The sequence below is a fragment of the Legionella bononiensis genome, from assembly GCF_016786215.1.
In the GTDB taxonomy this organism is placed as follows: domain Bacteria; phylum Pseudomonadota; class Gammaproteobacteria; order Legionellales; family Legionellaceae; genus Legionella; species Legionella bononiensis.
Window position 1 is genome coordinate 1 of sequence record NZ_JADOBG010000021.1, and the last position, 18,637, is coordinate 18,637.

The window sequence follows — 18,637 nt, forward strand, 5'->3', positions numbered from 1 at the left end:
GGGCCCAGGAATGGTACGCCTTAAAGAGGAATAATGGACCCTCCGCCTTCGCGGAGGGCGACGGTGTATTTATAGAGCATCGGTGTTTGTATTGGATGCCAATGCCTTGCATAGAGCGCCGATGCTTACAATGGACGACATTGCTTGCGAGGCTGGTGATACATTCCCCAACTTCGTCACCCACCGCGAAGGCGGGGGGTCCATTATTCATTTTTAACTACAAATATCTACATATAAATCGTCCCATTTGGGATTGATGGACTCAATTAGGTTTATTTTCCAAGCCCTAAGGTATTTTTTTAATCTTTTTTCCCGTTTAATTGCCTCAAGGATATCGGAGTGTTGTTCATAATAAACCAGACGCGTACAACCATGCTTGTTTGTGAAACCTTCAGTAGCTTTGTTCTTATGTTCCCACACTCTCTTAATGAGATTTGATGTGATTCCAATATATAAAGTTCCGTTTTTTTTATTTGTTACAATGTACACATACGAATATTGTTCCATGTTTTTCTCTTTTGGACTTACTATTCCTGGGCCCCCGCCTTCGCGGAGGGCGACGGTGCTTGTAGTTGCATAGGACGTCAATGATTGCATAGTGATCAAGTGCTTGCATAAAGCGCAAGTAACTACACTGGGCGACTTTGCTTGCGAGGATGGCACATTACTCCCAACTTCGTCACCCTCCGCGAAGGCAGCGATTATCCTGATCTGGATCATCACATAAATACATTCCATTTTCTATTGCGGAGTGGCCTCTGTAGTTGGAATCAAAATAATAAACACTGATACATTTTTTAAAAAAATTCTGAAGATTGGATGAAATTACTTCATCAGTACTAACTGCAACGATAGGTTATCATTTTGATTGACAAAGTCATTTTGAAGGGATTAATCAGGTTTATCGGGGCTAAGGCCTAAGAGTCTTTAACAGAGTGTGTACCCCGCATCTGATTGTTGCCATTTGCGGGATTCTATTCAGATGTACTAATTTATTCGGCAAACATTGAGCTGACTGATTCTTCAACATTCACTCGTTTGATTGCTTGCGCTAACATATCAGCAAGACTTACTACACGTATTTTTTCACAACTTTGAGCTTCGGCAGATAAGGGGATGGTATCGGTCACAACTACCTCGTCAAGACCAGAATGTCGTATATTTTTTACCGCAGGACCAGATAATACTGGGTGCGTGATATAAGCTCTGACACTTTGAGCCCCATTCTTTTTAAGCTCATGGGCTGCTGAACACAGGGTTCCAGCTGTATCCACAATATCATCGACGATAATGCAGTTTTTGCCTGCTGGCTCGCCAATAATATGCATTACTTCAGATTTATTGGGTCCGCTACGACGTTTATCAATTATGGATAACTCAGCATCATCCAGTCTTTTAGCAACGGCTCGTGCTCTTACTACGCCACCAACATCAGGTGAAACAATCATGATATTGTTCAGGTTTTGTTTTGCTATGTCTTCAATAAGAATAGGCGTTGAGTAGACGTTATCAACAGGCATGTAGAAGAAGCCCTGGATTTGATCGGCATGTAAATCAACAGTCAGAACGCGGCATATACCCACCGATGCCATCATGTCCGCAACTACTTTTGCTGTAATGGGAACACGTGCTGAACGAACTCGTCTGTCTTGCCGAGCATAACCAAAATAAGGAACAACAGCAGTAATACGACCGGCTGAAGAGCGTCTTAGGGCATCTGCCATAATCAGCAGTTCCATTAGATTGTTATTGGATGGCGCGCAGGTTGATTGAAGAACAAAAACATCTTTACCACGGACATTTTCTAATATTTCGACCATGGTTTCCCCATCGCTGAATGTACCAACGGTCGCTTGACCAATAGGTATTTGCAAATGAGAGGAGATTTTAAGCGCCAATTCAGGGTTAGCATTCCCGGTAAAAATCATCATCGTGGACATGTGTAAAAAGCCTTAGATTTAGGTTAATCGCTTAACTTAAACACATAGCAGAAGACAGCCAGAAAGATATTATTATTATTTGAGCGATACGAAGAACGCATCCTTCCAGGGTATCTTCTGCCGTCTGTTTACTTGTACCTAGATTCAACTACTGTTCTAGGTTGAATCAACAAGAAAGTGGCAGGGGTGCTAGGATTCGAACCTAGGTATGCAGGGATCAAAACCCTGTGCCTTACCGCTTGGCGACACCCCTAAAATTTGTAGATTCTTACATCATCCATGAGATAAAACTGCTATCATCCCTGCAATGTGCTGCGTATTTTGCAGTGGTTTTTGGATGATGTCAACTTTAGAAAGCAAATATTTATTAAATTTAAACTCAAATGACTTTTTAACCTTTTAGCAGCAGCATAAATGATCTGTTGTGCTAATCAATTGTTACCCACAAAGAGTACTTATTTTGCGGGTAACTTTATTGTTGATGCCGTTAAACAGTCCAATTCTTTATCACAACTTTAATCATAACCCCATTCCCTTCAAGACGAATCATGCTGGGCAGATCGATGCCTTTCACAGAAGTATATTTTGTGAAATCAATGGTATACCCACTTTGTCTTAATTGGACCAGATGATTAAATTGATCATGTTTCTCTGATTGAACCCCACCTGGAGCAGGCAATCCTCTAACCCAGTAGTACAGGTTATTCACTGGAAGACGAATTCCTGTTTGTTTCAGGAGTAATTCATCCGCGTTGCTGGAGGTAGATGTTTTTGGTCCATCCTGGAAGGTTACTGTGCCGCCACTTTTGTTAATTAGAACCGTACCACCACCTAATGGTCCCATTAACCGAATCTGATAAGATCCAGGGCCATGCTGTACCCAATTCATGGTAGCTGACCAACCTTTTGTTTTACTTTTGGCAGCTAGAGCACCTTTAATGTCCCATGAAGAAATAGTAGCGGTTTCTGCTTTACGCGCTGCCAGCGGAATCACTTTATTCGTTGGAAGTTCTTCAGCAGGGCGTGGGGGCGCACACGCAGTCAGAAAACAAATAGATACAATTGCACAACGTTTTAATGCATTCATTGCTCACCTCAATTCCATTTCTGTAGTTTTTCAATTAACAATACGCTAGACTGCATTTATATGCAATCAGTGTTAAAAAATATGAAACAAAAAGCAATATACCCAGGCACATTTGATCCTGTAACTAACGGTCACATTGATATTATTTCTCGTGCCGCGCGTATTTTTCCAGAACTTACAGTAGCCGTAGCCAGCAATAAAATGAAACGGCCTTACCTTGCTCTGGAAACACGAATTCAATTATTGGAAGAAGCTGTTGGTCATTTTCCGGGTGTTCAAGTGGTTGGATTTGATAGTTTATTAATTGATTTTGTTCTTGAACAAAACGCAGGTATTATTTTACGTGGTTTACGCGCTGTATCCGATTTTGAATACGAATTTCAACTAGCCGGTATGAATAGGAAACTTTCGAAAAAGGTAGAGACTTTATTTTTAACGCCTTCTGAAAATTTGATGTTTATTTCATCTACCCTGGTGCGAGAAATCGCCGCGTTAAATGGTGATGTTTCCCAATTTGTTCCTCCCGGCGTCGTTAAGGAATTAAATAAGAGACGAAATGAAACTCAACTCTAAGTGGTCTAAAAGTTTACTCCTTTTAATTTTAAGTGCATCACCGGTATATTCAGATACAGTACCTAATTTGCCACCTGGTTATGCGATAGCCAGTGCTCATCCATTAGCCACCAATGCAGGTCTGGAGATTATGGCTGCAGGTGGAAATGCATTTGATGCTGCAGTAGCTGTTTCCGCTGCACTGGCGGTAGTAGAACCTTATCATTCAGGATTAGGCGGCGGTGGATTTTGGTTATTGCATCAGGAACGAACCCATAAAAATATATTTATTGACGGTCGAGAAGTAGCTCCCAAAGCTGCTTCAAAGAATATGTTTCTGGATCATGAGGGTAATGTTAAACCTGGATTATCATTAAACGGTGGGCTAGCAGCTGCAATACCTGGTGAGCCTGCTGCACTGGTTTATATCGCCAGAAATTATGGACGTCTTCCGTTGGCTAAAACACTGGCTCCAGCTATTAAACTGGCGCAAGAAGGATTCCCTGTAGATGAACGATTCATCAGTTACTCAACGATGTATGACCGGATGGATCAATTAAAAAAATATCCTGCGAGTGCGGCTATTTTTCTAAAGAATGGTCAACCTTATGCTATTGGTGATCGACTGGTTCAAACCGATTTGGCAAACACTCTAAAACTTATAGCGGAGCAAGGTGAACAGGGTTTTTATAAAGGGGAAACGGCGCAACGATTGGTTAAGGGCGTTAATGCCGCTGGTGGAATCTGGACCCTGGAGGATTTGGCTCAATATCAAATAAAGGTGAGAGAACCTTTAATTGGCGCCTATCATAATATGTTAATTATTACAGCTCCACCTCCATCAGCAGGAGGTGTTGCATTATTAACCATGCTCAATGTATTAGCTAATTTTCCATTAGATACCTATAACAAATTACAATGGATACATTATGTTATTGAATCAATGCGCTTGGCGTATTGGCAACGAGATCAGTTTTTAGGGGATCCGGATTTTGTAACAATCCCTGTAGATAACTTAATCAGTGCAGAAAATGCGAAGTCATTAAGTACCTTAATTTCTCCTGATAAACCTATTTCCAGTAAGGCATTAAAAGGTGAATCTTCTGAACATAAATCGAAGACAACGACAACGCATTTTTCAATTATTGATGCTGAAGGAAACCGAGTTGCTGCAACAATGACGGTGAATTTTATATTTGGATCCAGTGTCGTTGCTGAGGGAACTGGAGTTTTACTCAATGATGAAATGGATGATTTTTCAACCAAAACAGGAGTTGAAAATGTTTTTGGTATTGTGGGCAGCGATAAAAATGAAATAATGCCTGGTAAAAAACCCTTATCCAGCATGACGCCTACTTTTCTTGAACTACCCGGTCGCGTGGCTATTTTAGGTACTCCCGGTGGGAGCAGAATCCCTACCATGGTATTAATTGCCTCATTACTTTTTAACGATGGATATGGAGCGATTAGCATGGTATCCGCCATGCGTTTTCATCATCAATATTTACCCGATCTGGTGCAATTTGAACCGGATACCTTCCCGAAATTTATCCAGGAGGGATTAAAGGCAATGGGCTATCAATTAATGCCGCTTGATCAAAATTATGGTGATATGCAGGCGATCACCTGGGATAAAGAAAAAAATGTGTTGACCGCAGCTTCGGATCCCAGAGGAATTGGTTTATCGGCGAAAGTTGCAACGACGCCAAAAGGTTATGGAGTGAACTATTAGTTATCTTTTTCTCCTATCAGCTCTTTAATAGCCTGGTAGGTTTGATTAATCAATTCGTCTTTATTATCAACTGTAAATTCTGACGCTTTTATTGGTTTTCCGATATGAATTTCTGCTTTCTGATTCAGATTAATCTGAAATGATCGAGCAGGAAGAATATCAAAAGCTCCTCTGATGCCTATAGGGATTATTGTTGCTTTTGCCTGTATGGCCGTAATGAATGAACCTTTTTTAAATGGAGCCAGTTTGCCATCCTTCGAACGGGTGCCTTCCGGGGCAATCCAGATAATAATCCCACTTTCCATGAGCTGTTGTGCATAAGCCAGATCTTTAATTGCCTGATATCTGTTTTTTCTATCTACAAAAGGAAACTCAGCTGCTTTCATACCTTTTCCGAGTATGGGAATCCTGGACAGCTCTTTTTTGGCCAGCATCCGGATTGAATGATTGGGAAAAGCTTTGAACCCTAAGGGGATATCGTAAGCACTGGAATGGTTGCACATCAAGATAGTTGCTTCTCCAGGCTGAGGCTGGACGTTTAAATCATTGATAACCTTGTAATCTACTTTTACTTCATTTAAAAGTTGATCTATCCAATGATGAATGGTTTTATCTACCCAGGGTCGGGTTGGCGTACTGAAATAGTATTTAAATATAGAACGCAGACTCACTACTGTTGTATAAAAACATAATGCGAGGACTATCCAGGCAGTTCTTAATCGGCTTATTTTCATTATCATTGCGTTTGGTTTATTGACGGGTAATCATACAGCAAGCCAATTAAATTGCCTAGATGAATTATGATAGCAGAGATTGTTAGATAATCTTCTGTAATTAGGATCCAAATATACGGCTTAGTCGTGACAATACATCGTTATCTACTGGTTCAATATCATGGATATCAAAACCTTCAGACATGAAGCGTGTCTCATTCCACCGTTCTTCCATCCACATGGTGTATTTTGTCGTATTTAAATAAGCCATGTTCTCTATTTCATCTCTAACATCATGACGTCTCTCGTCTTCAGCAAGCTCGTAATAACGTAATCGATAATAAGGATTTTCAGACATTACCTCTGCTGCCTTTTTAAAATAAGGGAGAGCTTCTTGTCTATTTCGAGTATAGAAGTGAATTAGATCGCCTTTGATATAATAGATTTTACCCAGAACGGCTCTAATGTCTTTACCGGGTTTCTGTTCATTCAGAGTTATGAATGAAGAAAGATTTTGGTGTAATAAATCCAGCCACGGTTTAATTTGTGGTACAAATTCTTTTCTAACGGATAAACTATCATTAAAATCGATGGGAACGCGAATTTTTTCAATGATACACTCGATTTTCCGCAGCAATAATTCATTATATCGTTGTTTATACTGCGGTACATTTTTCGATAGATTGCAACTATCTAATACTTTTTGAGCCTCATTCAATTGCTCGAGACTTGCCTCTTTAACATCAGGAAACATTTTTTTATCGATGTCAATCAGGGTTCCCGCATAGTCAATGGTCACTGGGATAAGTGGATTATCCTGAGGTGAGATTCGGGCAATCTGCTGAGCAAGATAAATATTTTGCTTTGCCGCATCTTCTGCCGTAGGGAAATTCATGTGTTCCAATTCCTCTCTGATCGTCTCCTGGTTCTCTGCTAATTTGGTCAGGTAGTAACTTTTTAATACATTCAAATTATTTTTATCGAATTTAATATTGGTGTGAGACTCGAATAAGCTTGTTGCTTCCTTGAAATCTCTGTCTTTAATGGCTTCATTAAACAGGTAGGTAATCCATTCTTCCTTTAAAACGATGTCCTGCATTGAATGATCCTGATCTAAAATATCAGGTGCAAGTCGTACAGCTTGCGCCAGGAGAGTTATAAAATTAGTTCCAAACAGTAATTTGGTTAAGGGAAATTTGCTTTTTTCTTTTTTAGCATCCTGTAAATAGGACTGAGCTACAAACTTCCTTAATTCAGAATCAGGTTCCAGATGAGTTAATTGTTCCGATGTACTCATATGCTTTTTAATATAAGCAACAGATTTATTTTTATCTTCAATTCGTGGTGATTGAAACAAGGTTTCTATAAGTTCAATCGCGTATTTTAATGCATTAAAAAGAGAGTGTTTTCTGGGCAAATAAAAGTCGATGTACTCTTCTACAAATTGATTTTTGATTTCTTCATGCCAGTTTAATGCCTCAAGATACTGTTCTTGACCTACCAGATAGGTTGCATAAAGTTCTGCAAAATGACTGTTTTTCATGCATTCCCTTAGCTCAAGTCGTTTAAAGCGATAATGTAATCCATCGATTGCGCTTAAAATAACGGAGTCATCCTGAGCATCAATGCTGGGAATGAATTGGTACAATTCTTCACTAAGTAAGGTTTGTCCAAAAGGAAAAGCCAGATGCACTGGGGAACCCCAGTGAGTGATTTGATCTGAATGTGTAATATAATAACTCATGAGCAGTTGTTGTAACTCTGTAGAGTTCCTGTTCTCTCTTGGCTCGTTGAGTAATGATTCAAAGCGGTCAGATATAATGGGCGGATCAAATTTAAATTGATTAGGCGCATGAAATCCTTTCAGATAACCTTGATAGGCGATTTTAGCGAGAGTCATTTCTACTTTATTGGCCTGGCAATGATTTTCAAAACCCAGCCACCCTTTAAGTGACTGAAACAGTGATTGCAACCAACTTACTCGAAACACCTGTATCCCATCAGTATATAACTGGCCTTTTGGATGTTTTTTAATCTGTTCCCAAAATCTGCGATACTCTGCTTCATCAATGTCGTAAATGATAAAATCAGGACGATATACGATGCCTCTTTCTTTATATCGTCTGATAGTATGACTTCCTAATTTGATACGCAGCATTAAGTGCCCTTATGACGCTTTTAGAGAGTGGTATTTTATAGTAAAGCTCACTGTTGTTCAAATTATTTGTAATCTGGCTTTAATTGTCGCATTTTAGAGTGGGCTATGAGACACTATGTATCGGTTGGCATTGAGGACAAAACGCTGAATGGCGACCAGCGATTACGATGCTCTCGATGATAGAGGCGCAACGGTAACACGGTTGTTTTTTTCGACCATATACTTGAAGCGATATACTGAAGTAGCCTGGTTTACCATCGAAGGTATAAAAATCTTTTAATGTGGTTCCACCTGCTGCTATAGCTGATTCCAGCGTTTTTTTGATATGGACAGTTAACCGACTTAAAATCTTTGCTGATATATTCTTGACTGGGGTTAATGGATGCAATCCTGTCAGATAAAGACTTTCCGTGGCGTAGATATTGCCAACACCTACTACTATTTCATTGTTCATTATGAACGATTTAACCGGTTGATTTTTATTCTTCGCTCTTTGGATTAAATAATCAGGGTTAAAATCTTCAGATAGAGGCTCTGGTCCTAAATGACTCAGGAGTGAGTGTTGATGCGGGTTGTCTTCTATATAAAGGAACAAACCAAATCGTCTGGGGTCACAGTACCTCAGTATTAATCCGTTAGCAAGAAGCATATCAATATGATCATGCTTTTCTGCTTTTGTTCCTGCGGGCACTATTCTTAAATGCCCCGACATTCCTAGATGAATCAGTAAATATCCTTCATCAAGGTGAATCAACAGGTATTTAGCTCTTCGTGTGATGGCTAATATCTTTTTACCTATACACAGCTCGTCAATATTCGAAGGAACTGGTATTCTGAGTGAGTAATTACGAATGCTGACATTCTTAATTATTTGACCCTTCAGATGGGGTTTAATTCCTTGTTTTGTGGTTTCAACTTCAGGTAATTCAGGCATTATTTTTTATCATCATGCTCAATGATTCGTCCTTGTTCCTTTTTAGTTGATTCACTGGGGAAAAAATACTGTTTTGCAAGGGCAGCAAGATATAAAATGCCACCGATTACCACGCCCCAGATAGCGACGTAGAAAAACATGAATAATAATCCGATAACAATTGCGATACCAACTCCAATCACTATAAATGGAACTAAATTTTCAAAAATCTTTTCTAATTTATCGTTCATGGCTTCATCCATATGAAAGTTATTAATTAATTATCGGCTACATAATGAAATCATGCAATGTTATCATTGAAAATGTGTTATCATTATACTATATGGATATAATGTTTTTGAAATAGTACTTCCAGATGGTGGATGTATTATTTTTTTATTACCTATTTTTATCTAAAGCGGGGTTTCTATGGTTTTCGGATTTTTAAACCTGTCCTTTTGGGGGTATGTTCTTGCAACTGTAGTTTTAACACAAATAACTATAGCGGCAGTAACAATTTATCTTCATCGCAATCAAACGCATAGAGCGTTGACATTGCATCCAATCATCAGTCATTTCTTTCGTTTCTGGTTGTGGTTAACAACAGGTATGGTTACTGCTGATTGGGTTGCTATACATCGTAAACATCATGCTACAACGGATGTTGAGGGTGATCCTCATAGTCCTGTGGTATTAGGCATTAAGAAAGTGTTTTGGCAAGGAGCTGAACTGTATCGCGCCGCACGAAAGGACCGAGATATGGTTGCGAAATACTCACACGGTACCCCTGATGATTGGTTGGAGCGTAATGTTTATGCCCGTCATTCCGCTAAAGGTATTATGTTGATGTTGTTCATCGATTTATTTTTATTTGGCGCTCCTGGATTGACCATTTGGGCCATTCAAATGATTTGGATTCCATTGTTTGCTGCCGGAGTAATTAACGGTATTGGGCATCATTGGGGTTATAGAAATTTTGAATGTCTGGATGCAGCAACCAATATCATCCCCTGGGGATTTTGGATAGGCGGTGAAGAATTGCATAATAATCACCATACCTTTGCGTCATCAGCCAAGTTTTCTGTTAAATGGTGGGAGTTTGATATTGGCTGGATGTATATTCGCGTTCTTTCATTTTTTGGTTTGGCTAAAGTTAAGAAATTACCGCCAAAACTGGCTATGGATGAAGGTAAGCTGCAAGTGGACATCGATACAGTTAAAGCGGTAATTTCCAATCGCTTCCAGGTCATGTCCAATTATTATAAAGCTGTAATCAGACCGATACTCAAGCAAGAAAAAAGTCAAAGTATCGAGACTAAAGAAGACAAAAAGCTGTTTCAACGTGCTGGGCGATTGTTACGTCGTGAAGACAAGTTACTATCAACCAAGGCTAAAACACGGTTGCAAACTCTTTTGGAAGCTCGTGAGCAATTACGTATTGTTTATAGTTACAAACAATCTTTACAGAATGTATGGATGAAAACTGCCACATCACAAAAAGAACTGATTGAAGCACTACAACAATGGTGCCGTCAGGCTGAAGAGTCTGGTCTTGAAGTATTGAGACAGTTTGCTCAACAGTTAAAGGGTTATGTTCCAGTTTATGCTAAGTAGTATTCAAATAAGAGTGTGGTTTTTATAAACCACACTCAATTTCTCTTCAAAGCTTATCCTATTTATTAAGTCCAGAATTTACTATCTTAAATTTAAACCGTATTAGCCTGTATTAATGAAGCGCTGAGGAGTCCTGGCATTTATTTAGCCAATTTACAGATCGCTATTGACTCGCACTGAGCAAAATGACGTCATCCTCGTGAAGGTGGGGATCCATTTAACAAACGCAATCAGGTGCTAATTTGATACATGGATTCCCGCCTTTGCGGGAATGACATATTTCTTGCTCACACAGGACTGTAGTTAACCAGGTGAGTAATTAATTTTCAGGATTCCTCAGAATGAAGCATAATACAGGATCTAAGTGGCAATAAACTTCATTGTTTCCCCGTATTACGCTTTGCTAATACGGGCTACGAAAAGAGTCGCTCCTTATCTTAATAGCATTAAGCATCAATTTTAGTTATTACAAATAAAATCATTTGGAAAAACTACAGATACACTGTTGTTGGAACCGTTCAAAAATACATTACCTGCCTTTAACATGCATTGACCAATTTGTTGACTATTTTTTGCTATCATATTTGGTAGGTTAGAGAACTGGGTGGCACTTATTGTATAAGGCATAGGTGAACAGGTTAATTTTCCTATGGTTTTAGGCGAACTTCCACCTTGCAGAATAATTGATTTACTAAGGCCGTTGTCATTAGTGACATTAAAAGCAACACTTTGATCGGGTTGAATTGGGGGGCTGGATACTGCAACCTGGATTTCGCAAGAATCATCATTTGCATGGGCATAGTGTGGTACGGTCAATGCAACCAGTGAAAGAGTTGTAGCCAGTAATTTATTTATCATAGTTCCCTCATTAAGTGAAAATCATGTTTCAATACATGTAACTGATCAACAAGTCTGGAATACATCATCTCGAATGGAGAGCGAGAGTCCCTGAAACTGGCATGTTGCCTGCATTTGAAAATCCTTCACTGCGTTCAGGATGATGAAATTCTCGAGGTTGTTGAGAAGCTACCAAATCATAGAGTAACTGCTTGAAAGAAATAGATTTCAAAGCCTTGACAGGGTACATTTAATCAAATTTTAATGCAAGATGATCAGGGACTATAAAGGCTGCGCCTCATTATGAGGCTTAACTTTAGTGATTAATGGAACTTTAAAATGATGAATCAAGCACGGATATTTATAAATAGAGTGATTCTTGGGTGTGTTGATAATTCCGAATTCGACGTACCGCGAGTTGTTCGTGGGATCCATTTCGATCTTGATGAATATATTATGTTCGTTAATCATTCTGAATCTGTGGATTCCGCGAACAAGTCGCAGGACGTTGGGTATAATTTGATGAAATGGCAACACATCCTAATATCAGTAGGTATTTTATTCTGTTCTGTTTCGCTACATTCTGCCGTGATAACCACTTCCTGTATGAATAACACAGCAAACTTTGATTTCGAACTACAGCAACCATTTCATTCAAATCGAATGGTCAAAGGCTGGGGGCCGAAACCGAATACCCTGCAATTAAGTTCAGAACTGCTCAACTGCATTGTTCCAGCTAACTTAGGTTGGCAAAGGCAACGTATTCTTGCCGCAGCGGATTATTGGATTAAACGCAAATTAAATTATTGCCATCATTATGTGCCGGATTATCAAACTCCTGTAAGAGAACGAAATGCCAAAAAACATAAAGGTGGATATTGCAGTGTTGCCAAAAATATTATGCCCGGTTCAACCCATTATCAGCAGCAGATCAGATGGAATTATACGGGAATCGGTTCTGAAACGCTGGGCAATTGGGTGAATAACACCATGTGGTATGGTATGGATTGCAGTAATTACACTGCTTTTTTGTATAATTTTGCTTTGGGATTAAGATTCAGCAGTAATATAAAATATCAGGCAGGACAACGTTCGGATAAGTCACAAATTAATTTATCTCCCAATCAACAATCAGGCACCCATGTTCTGGATAATCCAAAGGCAGCAGGAAAATTGGTTTGTAGAGACAATACGCTGGAGGTCAATCACTCCTGTGCAGGGCATGGTGGGTACTTATCGGTAATTGATCAATACGGAGCGAAGCATCCAGGCAGTATTCGTGCTTCGGATTTGGCGGCTTTACATCCTGGAGATTTATTGTTTATTTCCACTCCCCGAGCTGACGCTATAAACCCATCAGCCGTTGTACATGTCGTGATGTGGACAGGCCAACAAATTAATGACGATGCAAAGGGCATTCATCCAGATCAGATTGCGCCTAACGGATTCTGTTCTCAAATGGAATGGATGCCTCATTTGGGCGATTGGATCATCACGGACAGTCATTATCAAGGACCAGACTATCGAATCGTTACCCCTTGTTATTATTTAAATAATTTATGGGGTGTCAGACGGATAATTTATTAAACCCGAATGTTTAATCCTTATTTACACAAATCATGTATGCATCAAGAGCATTGGTTTATTTGAACCTCGATTTTAAATTGATTAAATACAGTTTGAAGTACTTCACCTGTGCTCTTCAAGTAATCTGCCTTGATACTGGAGTCATTTTGGATAGACACTTAAGCTACCGTTTACGCAATTGTTTGAAAATGTTATTATGTGCGCTCTTATTGGTCAGTCGAGCTGTTTAAATGAAACTTGAAGAACTTTTTATGCGTGATCTTGAAGAGCAAAAGGTGAGCGCTGTACGTGATATTGAACGAAGAATTTCATTTAGTGTTGGAATATCAATGTTTGGATTTTTTGCAACTGCCGAGTCCAGAGCCGAAGTTCCTAAAATCAGGAAGAAAGGTCAGGCTGACTTAACCCAAATTAATACACTTTATGAAAAGGAACGGACAATCAAAACATCCTGGTTGAATAACCATACGGCTGTTCTGAGTGAATTAAAACAGAAGTTTCCTGAACTTCCGGAACAGGAAAGCATGGTGCCCCAGTTATAAGAGGAAATTTATAAAAAGCTAATGACTATTTATGATCACCAGGGAATCACGCCGCCATCAAAACGATGCAGTTTATCGGCGTGGCTCCTGGATAGTTCTTTTTCAGCTTGATTGAGCATTCCTGTAACACTGGTTTGAACATCAATTAACGCGTCAGGCCCACCTAAATTCGTTTTTACCCAACCTGGATGAATGAGCATTACATGAACACCTTTATCTTGTACATCTATAGCAAAGCTGCGCATGGCACAATTGAGAGCCGCCTTGCTGGTACGATAAGCATAAGATCTGCCTTGATCATTTTCTGCGATACTTCCCATTCGAGAGCTGATGACTAAAATATTTTTATCTTGACTGGCCTGAATATTCGGCAGTAGGGCATCACTTATTTTAACCACACTAATGCAATTGACGTTTAAAACATCGATAAAATTGGTTCTGCTGATATTGCCTGTGGTGACACCTTGCTCCCCGGTTATCCCCGCGTTATTTACCAGCAAATCAATGGGGCTGTTCTTGAGTGTTTGCTGCAAAGACGCTATGTCATTATCCTGAGTGACATCCAGTTGAATGATCTCATCAGCATATTGCTTCAGTTCATTCGCTTTTGCAGGATTTCGACAGCAGCCAATAACATAATAGCCTTTTTCTTTTAGTTGACGAGCGATTTCAAGACCAATACCTCGATTAGCTCCTGTAATCAATGCGGTTTTCATAAGAGTCTCCATTCTATTTGACGTATTCCTGTAAAACCAGAAGAGTCTGTTTTGCCATGTCTTTTATTTTGAACAACCACCAAGGATTTCAATTGATGAATTATTGATGTTCAAAATATTGGTATAATTCATTTAAATCCTGAGTAGAATAATAGACTAATAATTCTCTGTACATGATTAAAAGTCTGGTATGTCCTTGAGTGCGGGCAATCAATTATCTAAAGGAGCAAATGTTCAAATCAAACCACTGAAGATGATTGTCTTCAATTAAGTTTCTTGTCGTGTTATCCGAAAACCGGTTGTGGTACTGGCTGTTGTATCGCTTCAGTTAAATCCAAGATGCTTTTAGATAATCCAGACCGGGTTGAACCATAAGCGAAGAATCCTGCACCTGTGAGAGCGCTGGCAACACCCACCGCAGCAATACTGATACCCAGCGGTGCAGCAATACCCAAGCTACTGACACAAAGTGCAATCCCTGCGGCAGATGCGATTGCAGTTCCTAAACTCATCATCAGGATTCCCGCTGTTTTCCATAATTCAGAAGGATGCCCTTTTGCGCCATATCCCGTAGCGATAAGCTCATCTACATCCGATTGTTTTGGTTGGGTATTTTGAGTAGGTAATGCGTTGTGAATGACAACTATCGTGTGAAGGAACTTTCGTGGATCAGACTGAATCTCCCTGGAATTTCTTAAGCTGCATAGTTGTTTATAAACAGATAAGGCCTGATTATGTAGGGATAATGCAGCACTCTCATCATCACCAATTTTTATACTGTTAATTTTCGTTTTTAGGTCCTGCAATTTAAGAGTACAAATCTGGAATAGACTCTCATTCAATTCCTTCTGGGTGCCCACTTTGAGTCCGTTACGAATTGAGTCAACCGGTATGCCGCTGTCTATTAAAGCCTGGCAATTGGCTGGTGTGTTCAGTCTCTTTTCATACAATTTTTGCATGTAAATGAAGAGTACATCTTCACGACAGGCACTTCGCATCATAAGACTAAAATCTGCTTGTCTTAACCAATGGCAAGCGGAGAGCCAATTATTCAGCGTTTCCGCGCAGCTTCGCTCATGAATATCTGGACCGTTTACTGACTCTGTATGCCCATTTTCATTGAGTTCCAACATAAGGGTACTTGTTTTCAGTCGCAGAGGAGCATTAATGACTTTCTCAACTAAATCCTGGATGTTTGTTTTTGAAAGAAGACGTCTTCTATACATATCAATGAAACATTGAGCTACGAATTCAATATCCCTTTGATCCAGATTTGCCGTGGTGATTCGGCAAATTCCATTAAAAGTATCTTGATTCAATACAGAAGGATTTGCTGAGGCTAATCTATCGATGGCTAATTGAAAGGCAATGGGTCTCCAGGATTCTTCTTGACCGTTATAATTGCCCGTGAAAAAAAGTGCATCCTGAGCTACTCTCATAAGCGCTTCAAGATTTTTCAGATAGCCTGGTTTTAATAACGACGGACGGGCATGCATTAAGCGTTCACAAACAGCGCGAATTGGGTTGACTACGCGTTCGTCATCTTTTATCTCAGCAGGTAGTTCATACTGAATGTGATGTGTTTGTAAAAATTGAGATAATTGTTGTCGCGCGCTCACCAACTGCTCCAAAAATAAATTCAATGTGGATTATAACAACTAATTTGTTTAAATAAAGAGCACATGAGGTTATTTAATGTATTATTTATGGTGTAAAAGAACAATGGAATTTATTATATCGTATTGGTCGCAATAATTTTTAAAAAGGTGCTTGCATGATTATTAAGGAAATTCATATTGCGCAGTTGACCATACCATTGATTCGCCCATTTATTACGGCAGTAAGACGCACAGATTGTGTTGATGATGTGGTGGTAATGATTAAAACCGATCGTGGCAATATAGGCTATGGTTCAGCAGCATCAACACCGGCGATTACTGGTGATAGTACAGCATCTATTGTGACCGCAATTAAGGATATTCTGGGACCACAATTAATTGGACGAAGCATTTCAGAGTTGAATTTATTATTGCAGATGAATAACCAGAACCTGGCAGGTAATTCCTCAGCAAAAGCGGCTATGGATATAGCTCTTCATGATTTATTTGCCCAAAATTGTGGTTTGCCACTGTATAAGTTATTGGGCGGTAATAGCAACAGCATTAATTCGTGTATTACCCTAAGCGTTAAGGGTGTTAATGAGATGGTAAGTGATGCAATTGATTGGGTTAAACAAGGACATCGCACTATAAAAATCAAATTGGGATTAAATCCGGCTGACGACATACAACGGGTTAGCGCAATTCGTAAGGCGGTAGGTGATGGCATTACGTTGCTTGTTGATGCGAATCAAGGATGGTCTTATGACGATGCGCTTGAAATGATTGATTCATTCAAACACCATCAGTTGAATATTTCTTTAGTGGAGCAACCGGTTGATGCTTGCGACATAGCTCATTTAAAGGCTATTAGTGACCGGGTAGATTGCTCCATTATTGCTGATGAAGCGTGCTTTTCACCCGAAGATACATTGAATCTAGCAAAAATTGATGCCTGCGATGGAGTCAATATCAAGTTAATGAAATCAGGTGGCATAGAAAACGCTCAAGCAATTTATAACATCGCTAAAGCAGCAGGGATGGACATAATGGTTGGCTGTATGCTGGAGTCACCTATCGGAGTTGCTGCTGTAGCCAGTTTTGCTTTAAGTAAACCGGATATCTTTTATGCTGACCTCGATCCCATTTATTTGATTCGCGACAATTATATTCTTGGCGGCGCACAATGCCTTGGCACGCAAATTATTCTTTCAGACAAGCCGGGTTTGGGTATTGAAGGGATCTCGCAGGGATTAAATCGGATTGGAGAGATCCACTAATGTCATATTACATTCAGTTAGCCAGTTTATCGATTATTATTCTTTATGCCGTGATGTTATTTCGCAATGTAGATCCTCTGGTGGCTACGGCACTTTGCGTAGGATTAGGTTTTTTGTGGAATCTGAGCAGTCCTATTGCCATAGGCAATACCATGGCCGGTGCTTTAGGCTCATTTATGGCTTTAGTCGGTTTTATCATCATGCTGGGTCGAGGGTTAGGAGAGGTACTAACGCACACACAGGTCAGCCATACTTTAGTCCATCAAATTGTTTATGGTATCGGGATTAATACGCAACGACGCGCAAAAACAGGTATTGTGCTCTCTTCTTTTATCATTGTGGCTTTACTTGGAACATTGGCTGGAGGTTTAGCCATTCTTGCTCCCAGTTTGCGCCCTGTTGCTGGTTCCGTTGGATTATCACGTCCAAGCCTGGCTGTATTAATGCAGGCTTCTGCTGAAGAAGCTTTAATCCTGGGGCCTTTTGCCCCTCCGGTGGTTACTTTATTGGGTGTTACTGGCCTTAGTTATGGGACTGTGTTTCTTTATGCTGCACTTCCGGTGGCTTTGGTTACTTTAATTACTACCTGGATGATGGCTTCACGATTACAAAGACAGTATGCTCATGAACTTTGCGAAAATGAAGACAGCTCTGAACCCTTTATTCCCAATAAGCAGCAAAAGCGTACAACCTTGATTTTTTTGTTCGCTTTTTTGGCGTGTGTGGTCTATGGTTTATTCGCTCAGGCAAAAACCTCCTATGTTATTTTTGTTATGTTATTTTTAGCGTTTATTACTGGATTAATGAATCAACTAAGTATAAAACAGGTATTTAGTTTGTTATTTACAGGGATGCAAAAAAGTCTGCACCTGTTTTTTTTATTTATATTATTTGATCCTTTTATGTCGTTGATTCATCAGGCAGGAGGTTTTGATGCTCTAACCCAATTATTAACGCCTTTAATCCAGTTGGGTGGCAAACCTGTATTGTCCATGTTAATAGGGTTCACTGGTGCTTTTGGCATGCCCGGAGCCGCTGAAGCAACAATCAAAATGTTGCATCAGCTCTTTTCTCCTTCGGTTATTTTGATGCAGTTGCCTATGATCTCGTTTGCGTTATGTATGTTATTTGCCACCCGTGTGACAAATTATGCATATCCAGGAGCTAATATGTTTGCTGCAATGGGCTTTGCAGGTAGTGAAAACGTCAAAGCAATGATCCAAAATGGACTTACCGTGACTGCAGTGCAGGTTTTATTTTTAATTGTATATAGTTTATTCATTTGAATAAACTGAGGGATAAGCCATTGACAAGTGGCGCAATTTACTTTGTAGTAATGTCATTCAGTAGTCATTTCAAAACAGGGAG

Annotated in this window: 17 protein-coding genes and 1 tRNA gene; 7 read left to right on the top strand and 11 right to left on the bottom strand. The window is 39.7% G+C overall.

Annotated features, from left to right (window positions below; translation table 11 throughout):
- Window positions 1-213 precede the first annotated feature (213 nt).
- From IZU94_RS12455 to lolB, 4 genes are all read right to left on the bottom strand, one after another.
- A complete protein-coding gene (locus tag IZU94_RS12455) occupies window positions 214-507 on the bottom strand; it encodes a GIY-YIG nuclease family protein (protein WP_203111615.1) in 294 nt (97 codons plus the stop codon).
- Between the two features lie 485 nt (window positions 508-992).
- On the bottom strand, window positions 993-1,940 hold the full coding sequence (locus tag IZU94_RS12460) for a ribose-phosphate pyrophosphokinase (protein ID WP_058472750.1): 948 nt from the start codon (window positions 1,938-1,940) through the stop codon (window positions 993-995).
- 178 nt (window positions 1,941-2,118) lie between these two features.
- Window positions 2,119-2,193: transfer RNA gene (locus IZU94_RS12465), tRNA-Gln, on the bottom strand.
- Between the two features lie 234 nt (window positions 2,194-2,427).
- Window positions 2,428-3,027 (bottom strand): lipoprotein insertase outer membrane protein LolB, encoded by a 600-nt coding sequence (lolB, locus tag IZU94_RS12470; RefSeq protein WP_203111047.1) that lies wholly within the window; start codon window positions 3,025-3,027, stop codon window positions 2,428-2,430.
- Between the two features lie 60 nt (window positions 3,028-3,087).
- Here lolB and coaD point away from each other — a divergent pair, with 60 nt between their 5' ends.
- Together coaD and ggt are read left to right on the top strand one after the other, a co-directional pair.
- A complete protein-coding gene (gene coaD, locus IZU94_RS12475; RefSeq protein ID WP_203111049.1) occupies window positions 3,088-3,600 on the top strand; it encodes a pantetheine-phosphate adenylyltransferase in 513 nt (170 codons plus the stop codon).
- A complete protein-coding gene (gene ggt, locus IZU94_RS12480; RefSeq protein WP_203111051.1) occupies window positions 3,584-5,311 on the top strand; it encodes a gamma-glutamyltransferase in 1,728 nt (575 codons plus the stop codon). The genes coaD and ggt overlap by 17 nt, the downstream gene beginning before the upstream one ends.
- On the opposite strand, the gene IZU94_RS12485 is transcribed toward ggt, so the two are convergent.
- The 4 genes from IZU94_RS12485 to IZU94_RS12500 form a co-directional block, all read right to left on the bottom strand.
- On the bottom strand, window positions 5,308-6,045 hold the full coding sequence (locus tag IZU94_RS12485) for a lysophospholipid acyltransferase family protein (protein ID WP_203111052.1): 738 nt from the start codon (window positions 6,043-6,045) through the stop codon (window positions 5,308-5,310). The two genes, ggt and IZU94_RS12485, sit on opposite strands and share 4 nt — an antisense overlap.
- 100 nt (window positions 6,046-6,145) lie before the next feature.
- Window positions 6,146-8,182, bottom strand: a complete 2,037-nt coding sequence (locus tag IZU94_RS12490; protein ID WP_203111053.1) for a hypothetical protein — start codon at window positions 8,180-8,182, stop codon at window positions 6,146-6,148.
- 103 nt (window positions 8,183-8,285) lie between these two features.
- Window positions 8,286-9,116, bottom strand: a complete 831-nt coding sequence (mutM, locus tag IZU94_RS12495) for a bifunctional DNA-formamidopyrimidine glycosylase/DNA-(apurinic or apyrimidinic site) lyase (protein ID WP_203111054.1) — start codon at window positions 9,114-9,116, stop codon at window positions 8,286-8,288.
- Window positions 9,116-9,346 (bottom strand): hypothetical protein, encoded by a 231-nt coding sequence (locus IZU94_RS12500; RefSeq protein ID WP_203111055.1) that lies wholly within the window; start codon window positions 9,344-9,346, stop codon window positions 9,116-9,118. The genes mutM and IZU94_RS12500 overlap by 1 nt, the downstream gene beginning before the upstream one ends.
- A 178-nt stretch (window positions 9,347-9,524) precedes the next feature.
- Between IZU94_RS12500 and IZU94_RS12505 the strand changes: the two genes are divergently transcribed.
- The gene (locus IZU94_RS12505) at window positions 9,525-10,709 is read left to right on the top strand and encodes a DesA family fatty acid desaturase (protein WP_203111056.1); all 1,185 of its coding nucleotides are present in this window, start codon (window positions 9,525-9,527) and stop codon (window positions 10,707-10,709) included.
- A 459-nt stretch (window positions 10,710-11,168) separates the two neighbouring features.
- Here the strand turns inward: IZU94_RS12505 and IZU94_RS12510 are convergent, their stop codons facing one another.
- On the bottom strand, window positions 11,169-11,567 hold the full coding sequence (locus IZU94_RS12510) for a hypothetical protein (RefSeq protein ID WP_203111057.1): 399 nt from the start codon (window positions 11,565-11,567) through the stop codon (window positions 11,169-11,171).
- A gap of 318 nt (window positions 11,568-11,885) precedes the next feature.
- Between IZU94_RS12510 and IZU94_RS12515 the strand changes: the two genes are divergently transcribed.
- Window positions 11,886-13,133: a hypothetical protein gene (locus tag IZU94_RS12515; protein ID WP_203111058.1), complete on the top strand. Its 1,248-nt coding sequence runs from the start codon at window positions 11,886-11,888 to the stop codon at window positions 13,131-13,133.
- Between the two features lie 230 nt (window positions 13,134-13,363).
- On the top strand, window positions 13,364-13,675 hold the full coding sequence (locus tag IZU94_RS12520) for a hypothetical protein (RefSeq protein WP_203111060.1): 312 nt from the start codon (window positions 13,364-13,366) through the stop codon (window positions 13,673-13,675).
- 35 nt (window positions 13,676-13,710) lie between these two features.
- Here the strand turns inward: IZU94_RS12520 and IZU94_RS12525 are convergent, their stop codons facing one another.
- Together IZU94_RS12525 and IZU94_RS12530 are read right to left on the bottom strand one after the other, a co-directional pair.
- On the bottom strand, window positions 13,711-14,391 hold the full coding sequence (locus IZU94_RS12525; protein WP_203111062.1) for an SDR family oxidoreductase: 681 nt from the start codon (window positions 14,389-14,391) through the stop codon (window positions 13,711-13,713).
- A 284-nt stretch (window positions 14,392-14,675) separates the two neighbouring features.
- A complete protein-coding gene (locus IZU94_RS12530; RefSeq protein ID WP_203111063.1) occupies window positions 14,676-16,010 on the bottom strand; it encodes a hypothetical protein in 1,335 nt (444 codons plus the stop codon).
- A gap of 155 nt (window positions 16,011-16,165) precedes the next feature.
- On the opposite strand from IZU94_RS12530, the gene IZU94_RS12535 reads away from it, so the two are divergent.
- Window positions 16,166-17,269 carry a dipeptide epimerase gene (locus IZU94_RS12535; protein ID WP_203111064.1) on the top strand — a complete coding sequence of 368 codons (1,104 nt, stop codon included), beginning with the start codon at window positions 16,166-16,168 and terminating at the stop codon, window positions 17,267-17,269.
- Window positions 17,269-18,555, top strand: a complete 1,287-nt coding sequence (locus tag IZU94_RS12540; RefSeq protein WP_203111066.1) for a Na+/H+ antiporter NhaC family protein — start codon at window positions 17,269-17,271, stop codon at window positions 18,553-18,555. The genes IZU94_RS12535 and IZU94_RS12540 overlap by 1 nt, the downstream gene beginning before the upstream one ends.
- Window positions 18,556-18,637 lie beyond the last annotated feature (82 nt).